Below are 7,701 nucleotides of genomic sequence, written 5' to 3' on the forward strand. Positions count from 1 at the left end.
GAACTGCCTCCCCGCCTACTGCAACCTGTTCTAGCGCTGCGACCGGAAAGGTTCACCGCCTCACGGCGCCCGGCCCGGCACCTCGCCGCGTAGTCGGACCTTGCAAGTGAGACGGGAGGACGTCAATGGGCGGGACCGAACACCTCACCGTGACGCGCCGGGGAGCCACCCTGGTGCTCACCATGAACAGGCCCGAAGCGAAGAACGCACTCTCGCTGCCGCTGCTCGTGGGCCTCCACGACGGCTGGCTCGAAGCCGACGAGGACGACACGGTCCGCTCCATCGTGCTCACCGGCGCCGGCGGCGACTTCTGCGCCGGCATGGACCTCAAGGCCCTCGCCGGCAAGGGCATGGCGGGCGAGCAGTACCGCGACCGCCTCAAGGCCGACCCCGACCTGCACTGGAAGGCGATGCTCCGGCACCACCGCCCCCGCAAGCCGGTCATCGCCGCCGTCGAGGGGTACTGCGTCGCCGGCGGCACCGAGATCCTCCAGGGCACCGACATCCGGGTCGCCGCCGAAAGCGCCACCTTCGGCCTGTTCGAGGTCAGGCGGGGCCTCTTCCCCATCGGCGGCTCCACCGTCCGTCTGCCGCGCCAGATCCCCCGCACCCACGCCCTCGAAATGCTGCTCACCGGCCGCCCGTACACCGCGGCCGAGGCCGCCGGCATCGGACTCGTCGGCCACGTCGTCCCCGACGGCACCGCCCTCGACAAGGCCCTGGAGATCGCCGAGCAGATCAACGCCTGCGGCCCGCTCGCCGTCGAGGCCGTCAAGGCCTCCGTCTACGAGACCGCCGAACTGGCCGAGACCGACGGCCTCGCCTCCGAACTCGCCCGAGGATGGCCCGTCTTCGACACCGCCGACGCCAAGGAAGGTGCCCGCGCCTTCGCCGAGAAGCGCCCGCCCGTCTACCGCCGAGCCTGAGAAGGAACGAGCGCCGTGACCGAAGTCCTCCGTGCCCCCCTCGTCGTCGAGTTCCCCTTCACCCGCTCCCTGGGCCCGGTCCAGAGCGCCTTCCTCACCGGACTGCGCGAGCGCACCGTCCTCGGCGTCCGGACCTCCGACGGCAGGGTCGCCGTACCGCCCCTCGAATACGACCCCGTCACCGCCGCCGAACTCCGCGACCTCGTCGAGGTCGGCACCACCGGCACCGTCACCACCTGGGCCTGGAACGAGCGGCCCCGCCCCGGCCAGCCCCTCGCCACCCCCTTCGCCTGGGTCCTCGTCCGCCTCGACGGCGCCGACACCGCCCTCCTGCACGCCCTCGACGCCTCCGGACCCGACGCCGTGCACACCGGAATGCGGGTCCGGATCCGCTGGGCCGCCGAACCCGCCGGCGCCATCACCGGCATCGCCTGCTTCGAACCCGCCGGACCCGCCGCGGACCCCGGCGCACCCGGCGCGGCCACCGCACCGCCCGCGGCCACCCCGCACGACGGCACCTTCGCCGACCCCGTCACCGGCATCGTCGCCGCCGCCCGCCTCGACTACACCTACAGCCCCGGCCGCGCCCAGACCGCGTACCTCGACGCCCTCGCCGAGCGCCGCACCGTCGGCGAGCGCTGCCCCCGCTGCCGGAAGGTGTACGTACCGCCCCGCGGCGCCTGCCCCACCTGCGGCGTCGCCACCACCGACCGCGTCGAGGTCGGACCCCGCGGCACCGTCACCACCTTCTGCATCGTCAACATCAAGGCGAAGAACCTGGACATCGAGGTCCCCTACGTCTACGCCCACATCGCCCTCGACGGCGCGGGCCTCGCCCTCCACGGCCGGATCGGCGGCATCCCCTACGACCGGGTCCGCATGGGGCTGCGGGTCGAACCCGTCTGGACCGACGGCAGCCGCCACCCCGACCACTACCGCCCCACCGGCGAACCGGACGCCCCGTACGACACGTACAAGGAGCTGCTCTGATGCCGAACCACGCACGCGAGGTCGCCGTCGTCGCCTTCGCCCAGAGCGACCACCGGCGGCACACCGACGACCTCAGCGAAGTCGAGATGGTCATGCCGGTCCTCCACGAGGTGCTGGACCGCACCGGCCTCACGACCGGCGAGATCGGCTTCACCTGCTCCGGCTCCAGCGACTACCTGGCCGGCCGCGCCTTCTCCTTCACCATGACCCTCGACGGCGTCGGCGCCTGGCCGCCGATCTCCGAGTCCCACGTCGAAATGGACGGCGCCTGGGCCCTCTACGAAGCCTGGGTCAAGATCCAGACCGGCGAGGCCGACACCGCCCTGGTCTACGCGTACGGCAAGTCCTCCCCGGGCTCCGTCCGCGACGTCCTCACCCGCCAGCTCGACCCCTACTACCTCGCTCCCCTGTGGCCCGACGCGGTGGCCCTGGCCGCCCTCCAGGCCCAGGCCCTCATCGACGCCGGCGACACCGACGAGGCCGCCCTCGCCGCGATCGCCGCCCGCAGCCGCACCGACGCCGCGGCCAACCCGCACGCCCAGCTCCGCGGACCCGTCCCGCAGGGCGGCCACGAGGTCGCCCCGCTGCGCACCGGCGACTGCCCGCCCATCGGGGACGGAGCCGCCGCCGTGATCCTCGCAGCCGGCGACACCGCCCGCCGGCTGTGCGACCGGCCCGCCTGGATCACCGGCATCGACCACCGCATCGAGGCCCACGGCCTCGGCCTGCGCGACCTCACCGACGCGCCGTCCGCCCGGCTCGCCGCCGAGCACGCCGGCGCCTTCGAGGCACCCGTCGACACTGCCGAACTCCACGCGCCCTTCACCTCCCAGGAGGTCGTGCTGCGCAAGGCCCTGCGGCTCGACGGCACCGTACGGATCAACCCGTCCGGCGGCCCGCTGGCCGCCAACCCGATGATGGCCGCCGGCCTGATCCGGATCGGCGAGGCCGCCGCCCGCATCCACCGCGGCGAGTCCCGCCGGGCGCTCGCCCACGCCACCTCCGGCCCCTGCCTCCAGCAGAACCTGGTCGCCGTCCTGGAAGGGGACAAGGCATGAGCAAGGAGCCCGTGGCCGTCGTCGGGATCGGCCAGACCAAACACGTCGCCGCCCGCCACGACGTCTCCATCGCCGGCCTGGTCCGCGAGGCCGCCCGGCGCGCCCTCGACGACGCCGGCCTCGACTGGCCCGACGTCGACGCCGTGGTCATCGGCAAGGCCCCCGACTTCTTCGAGGGCGTCATGATGCCGGAGCTCTACCTCGCCGACGCCCTCGGCGCCGTCGGCAAGCCCATGCTCCGCGTCCACACCGCCGGTTCCGTCGGCGGCTCCACCGCCCTCGTGGCCGCCAACCTGGTCGCGGCCCGGGTCCACCGCACCGTCCTCACCCTCGCCTTCGAGAAGCAGTCCGAATCCAACGCCATGTGGGGCCTGTCCCTGCCCGTCCCCTTCCAGCAGCCCCTGCTGGCCGGCGCCGGCGGGTTCTTCGCCCCCCACGTCCGCGCCTACATGAGGCGCACCGGCGCCCCCGACACCGTCGGCTCGCTCGTCGCCTACAAGGACCGCCGCAACGCCCTCAAGAACCCGTACGCCCACCTCCACGAACACGGCATCACCCTCGCGAAGGTCCAGGCCTCGCCGATGCTGTGGGACCCCATCCGCTACTCCGAGACCTGCCCGTCCTCCGACGGTGCCTGCGCGATGGTCCTCACCGACCGGGCCGGCGCCGCCCGCGCCCCACGGCCCGCCGCCTGGCTGCACGGCGGCGCGATGCGCAGCGAGCCGACCCTGTTCGCCGGCAAGGACTTCGTCTCCCCGCAGGCCGGCAAGGACTGCGCCGCCGACGTCTACCGGCAGGCCGGGATCACCGACCCGCGCCGCGAGATCGACGCCGTCGAGATGTACGTCCCGTTCTCCTGGTACGAGCCCATGTGGCTGGAGAACCTCGGCTTCGCCGCCGAGGGCGAGGGCTGGAAGCTCACCGAGGCCGGGGTCACGGAACTCGACGGCGACCTGCCCGTCAACCCCTCCGGCGGGGTGCTCTCCACCAATCCCATCGGCGCCTCCGGCATGATCCGCTTCGCCGAGGCCGCCCTCCAGGTGCGCGGCGCGGCCGGGGAGCACCAGGTGCCCGGCGCCCGCCGGGCCCTCGGCCACGCGTACGGCGGCGGCGCCCAGTTCTTCGCGATGTGGCTGGTCGGCTCCGAACCGCCGCAGACCTGAGACCCGCCCGCGCCCCGGCAGACACCCCGCGCCCCGGCAGGCACCCCGCGCCCCGGCAGGCACCCGCGGGCGGCCCGCCGGGGCGGTCTGTCCGGTATCCGGGCCCGTCGCTACCCTGGCCCCCGGACGACGGACCGGGAGGAGCACGCACATGCCCGAGAACACGGTCACGCAGAACCTCGGACGCCCCCTCGCAGGCTGGGGCAAACCCGCGCTCGACCTCAGCCACGCCCAGTGGGCCTCCGGCAGCCGGGGCGCCGGGGATCTCCAGATCGCCTTCGTGGAGGGCTTCATCGCCCTGCGCGCCGGCGAACGCCCCGGACACCCGCCGCTGATCCTCGCTCCCGACGAATGGCGCGCCTTCGTCCTGGGCACCCGCGGCGGCCGGTTCGGCCCCGCCTGACCTGCGGCCGGGGGCCGGACGGACCGGATCCGGAGCCGCTCGCGCGGCCGGAACACCCGGACATCACTCGAAAGAGTGATGCGCCCGTCATGCGCGGCACCCACCCGAAAGCATCGTGCCCGACGGGCCGGTGGACGCGGCGTCCCAGTCCACCGGCCCGGAGGCCCGGCGGCGCAAGGGCGGCGGCCCGTTCACCACCGGTGAAAAGATCCGATCAGTCCCCGACACTCGGCCACAACCGCGCATGCGCGGGCGTACGCTGATGCCCCCGAACCGCCCTGGGGGGTACCAGCCATGACGGAACGCCAGCTCCGGATGCGGCGCACCATGTTCGAACGCGAGGCCGAACTCGCGGCAGTGGACGAAGCCCTGGGTGAACTCACCGCGGCCGGGTCGGCACCCGGCGGCGGACTGCTCGCCTTCGCCGGCCCCGCCGGACTCGGCAAGACCACGCTCCTCGCCGAAGTGCGCCGCCGTGCGCACGCCCTCGGCTGCACCGTGCTCTCCGCCCGCGGCGGCGAGCAGGAACAAGCCGTCGCCTTCCACGTGGCGCGGCAGCTGATACAGCCCCAACTGGCCGGCACCTCCGACCCGGAGCTGCGCGCCAACCTCGGCAGCTGGTACTCGATCATCGGCCCCGCCCTCGGCCTCTGCGTGGCCGGCGACGGCCCGCCGCCCGACCCGCAGGGTCTGCGCGACGGCCTCGACTGGGTGCTCACCGACCTCGCCGTCCAGCGCGCCCCGATGGTGCTCGTCCTCGACGACGCCCACTGGGCCGACGCCGAATCCCTCAGCTGGCTGGCCTCGTTCGCGCCGCGGACCGAGCACCTGCCGCTGCTCCTCGTCGTCGCCTACCGGCCCGACGAACTCCCGCGGCACGCCGAGGCCTTCCGGGTGCTGCCCGGCCGGGCCGGGCAGCGGCCCATCGCCCTGGACCCCCTGACCCCGGACGCCGTCGGCCGACTGGTCCGCGAGGCGATCGGCGACGAGGCCGACGACGCCTTCTGCCGGGAATGCTGGGCGGTCACCGCCGGCAACCCCTACCAGGCCGTCGAACTCGCCGAGAAGGTCCGCGACCGCAACCTCACCCCCGACGAGTCCGGGGCGCCGCTGCTGCGCGACCTCGCCGCCACCCAGCGCGGCAGCGGCCTGATCGCCAGCCTCGAACGGCTCGGCCCCTCGACCGTCCGGTTCGCCCACGCCTGTGCGGTCCTCGGCATCGCCGTGCCACAGGAACTCGCCGCCCGGGTCGCCGGACTCGGCACCGAGGAGGCCATGGACGCCGTCGACCGGCTCCGGGAGGCCCGCATCCTGTCCGGCGCCGTCAACGCCGACGGCAGCCTGGAGTTCGCGCACCCGCTGATCGCCACCGCCGTCTACCGTGCCATCAAGGACGGCATGCGCGTCGCCATGCACGGCCAGGCGGCCATGGCCGTCGTCGACGCCGGCAAGGGCGCGTCCGCGGCCGCCCGCCACCTGCTGGAGACCCACCCCGACGGCGACGGCCAGGTCGTCAAGCTGCTCCGGGCGTCCGCCGAGGAGCACATGCGGGCCGGCGCCCCGGACGCGGCCCGCCGCCCGCTCCAGCGCGCCCTCCAGGAACCGCCCGCCTTCGAGGACCGGGCCGAGGTCCTCTTCGAGCTCGGCAAGGCCTCCCTGCTCACCGAGCCCGCCAACACCGCGAACCACTTCCGGACGGCCCTCGAGGAAGCCGCGGAGGAGAACACCGTCCTCCGGCAGAAGATCGTCATCCGCCTCGCCCAGGTGCTCGCCCACAGCAACCGGCACGGCGACGCCTCCGCCGCCCTCGCCGCGGAGATCGCCGTCGCACCCGACGCCCGCGCCCGGCTGCGCCTGCAGTCCGAACAGTTCATGTGGGACGCCTTCCGCTCCGACGAACCCGACTCGCCCGCCCGGTCCCGCAAGCTCAGGAGCCTCGCGGACCACCTCGCCGGCCGCGACCTCACCGAGCGCTACATCATCGGCATGCGCGCCTGGGACGCCACCCTGCGCGGCGAACCCGTGGAGACCGTCCTCCACCACGCCCGCCGGGCCCTCGGCGACGAGTTCAGCTGGGTCCACGAGGACCGCGGCTTCGAAGTCCCGGCCGTCGTCGCCATGACCTACATGTACGCCGACCGGCCCGGCCGCGCCGAGGAACTCTTCGCCGCCGGCACCGCCGAACTCGAACGCCAGGGCTGGCGCGGCGCCCACCTGTCCTTCGCGTACAGCCTGCTCGGCTACATCCGCTTCCGGCGCGGCCGGCTGGTCGAGGCCGAGGACTACGCCCGCGCCGGACTGCGGCTCGCCGAACGCGTCGGCCGCAAGACGCCCGTGCACTGGTACGCCGTGACCATCCTCATCGAGACCCTGCTCGCCCGCGGCCGGGCCGACGAGGCCTGGGAACTCGCCCGCGAGCACCAGTTCGGCCACCCGTTCGCCGAGGCCATGGTCTTCCCCGACTCGCAGACCGTGTACGCGGAACTCCTCCTGGCCCGCGGCGACCGCAAGGCCGCCGTCGCCGAGCTGGAGGCCGTCGGCCGCCGGCTCACCCCGCGCGGCATCGTGAACCCGTCCTGGTGCCCCTGGCAGCTCCACCTCGCCCAGGCCGAAGCGGTGGACAACCCCGGCAAGGCCCGGGAGCTCGCCGAGGAGGCCGTCCGCCGGGCCCGCGCCTTCGGCGCCCCCTCCGCCATCGGCCAGGCCCTGCGGATGGCCGCCGCGGTCACCGGCGAAGGACTGGAGGAAGCCGTGGAATGGCTCTCCTCCTCCCCGGCCGGCTACGAGCTCGCCTGCGCCCAGGTCGCCCTCGGCACCGAGCTGCGCCGCACCGACATCCTCCACGAGGGCCTGGAGACCGCCGTCGCCTGCGGTGCCGACGGCCTGGCCGGCAGGGCCCGCGAGGCCCTGTCCGCCGTGGGCGCCCGGCCGCGCCCGCCGCTCACCGGCGAGGGGGTGCTCACCGCCCGCGAGGAACAGGCCGCCCGGCTCATCGCGAAGGGTGAACCGGTCGTCAAGGTGGCCGCCGCGCTCGCCACCGACGAGCAGGAGGTCGCCCGCCTGCTGTCCGCCGTCTACCGCAAGCTCGGAACCGACGTGGCCGGCCTGGGAGACGCCCTCCCGGAGCAGTCCGCATAGACCCGGTCCTCCCGGCCGTCCCG

At 74.4% G+C, this 7,701-nt stretch carries 6 protein-coding genes; all 6 read left to right on the plus strand.

Annotated features, from left to right (window positions below; translation table 11 throughout):
• Positions 1–125 precede the first annotated feature (125 nt).
• The 6 genes from LG634_RS35055 to LG634_RS35080 all read left to right on the plus strand — a co-directional run bounded on the left by LG634_RS35055 (position 126) and on the right by LG634_RS35080 (position 7,678).
• On the plus strand, positions 126–926 hold the full coding sequence (locus LG634_RS35055) for a crotonase/enoyl-CoA hydratase family protein (RefSeq protein WP_226740177.1): 801 nt from the start codon (positions 126–128) through the stop codon (positions 924–926).
• Positions 927–941: 15 nt separating this feature from the next.
• Positions 942–1,916, plus strand: coding sequence for an OB-fold nucleic acid binding domain-containing protein (locus LG634_RS35060; protein ID WP_226740179.1), 975 nt, complete (start codon positions 942–944; stop codon positions 1,914–1,916).
• Positions 1,916–2,974: a thiolase family protein gene (locus LG634_RS35065; RefSeq protein WP_226740181.1), complete on the plus strand. Its 1,059-nt coding sequence runs from the start codon at positions 1,916–1,918 to the stop codon at positions 2,972–2,974. Before LG634_RS35060 ends, LG634_RS35065 begins: the two co-directional genes overlap by 1 nt.
• The gene (locus tag LG634_RS35070) at positions 2,971–4,137 is read left to right on the plus strand and encodes a thiolase family protein (protein WP_226740184.1); all 1,167 of its coding nucleotides are present in this window, start codon (positions 2,971–2,973) and stop codon (positions 4,135–4,137) included. Before LG634_RS35065 ends, LG634_RS35070 begins: the two co-directional genes overlap by 4 nt.
• Positions 4,138–4,288: 151 nt before the next feature.
• Positions 4,289–4,540 (plus strand): DUF397 domain-containing protein, encoded by a 252-nt coding sequence (locus LG634_RS35075; RefSeq protein WP_226740186.1) that lies wholly within the window; start codon positions 4,289–4,291, stop codon positions 4,538–4,540.
• Between the two features lie 294 nt (positions 4,541–4,834).
• Positions 4,835–7,678, plus strand: a complete 2,844-nt coding sequence (locus tag LG634_RS35080; protein ID WP_226740188.1) for an ATP-binding protein — start codon at positions 4,835–4,837, stop codon at positions 7,676–7,678.
• Positions 7,679–7,701 lie beyond the last annotated feature (23 nt).

This window comes from Streptomyces bambusae (assembly GCF_020532645.1).
Lineage (GTDB): Bacteria > Actinomycetota > Actinomycetes > Streptomycetales > Streptomycetaceae > Streptomyces > Streptomyces bambusae.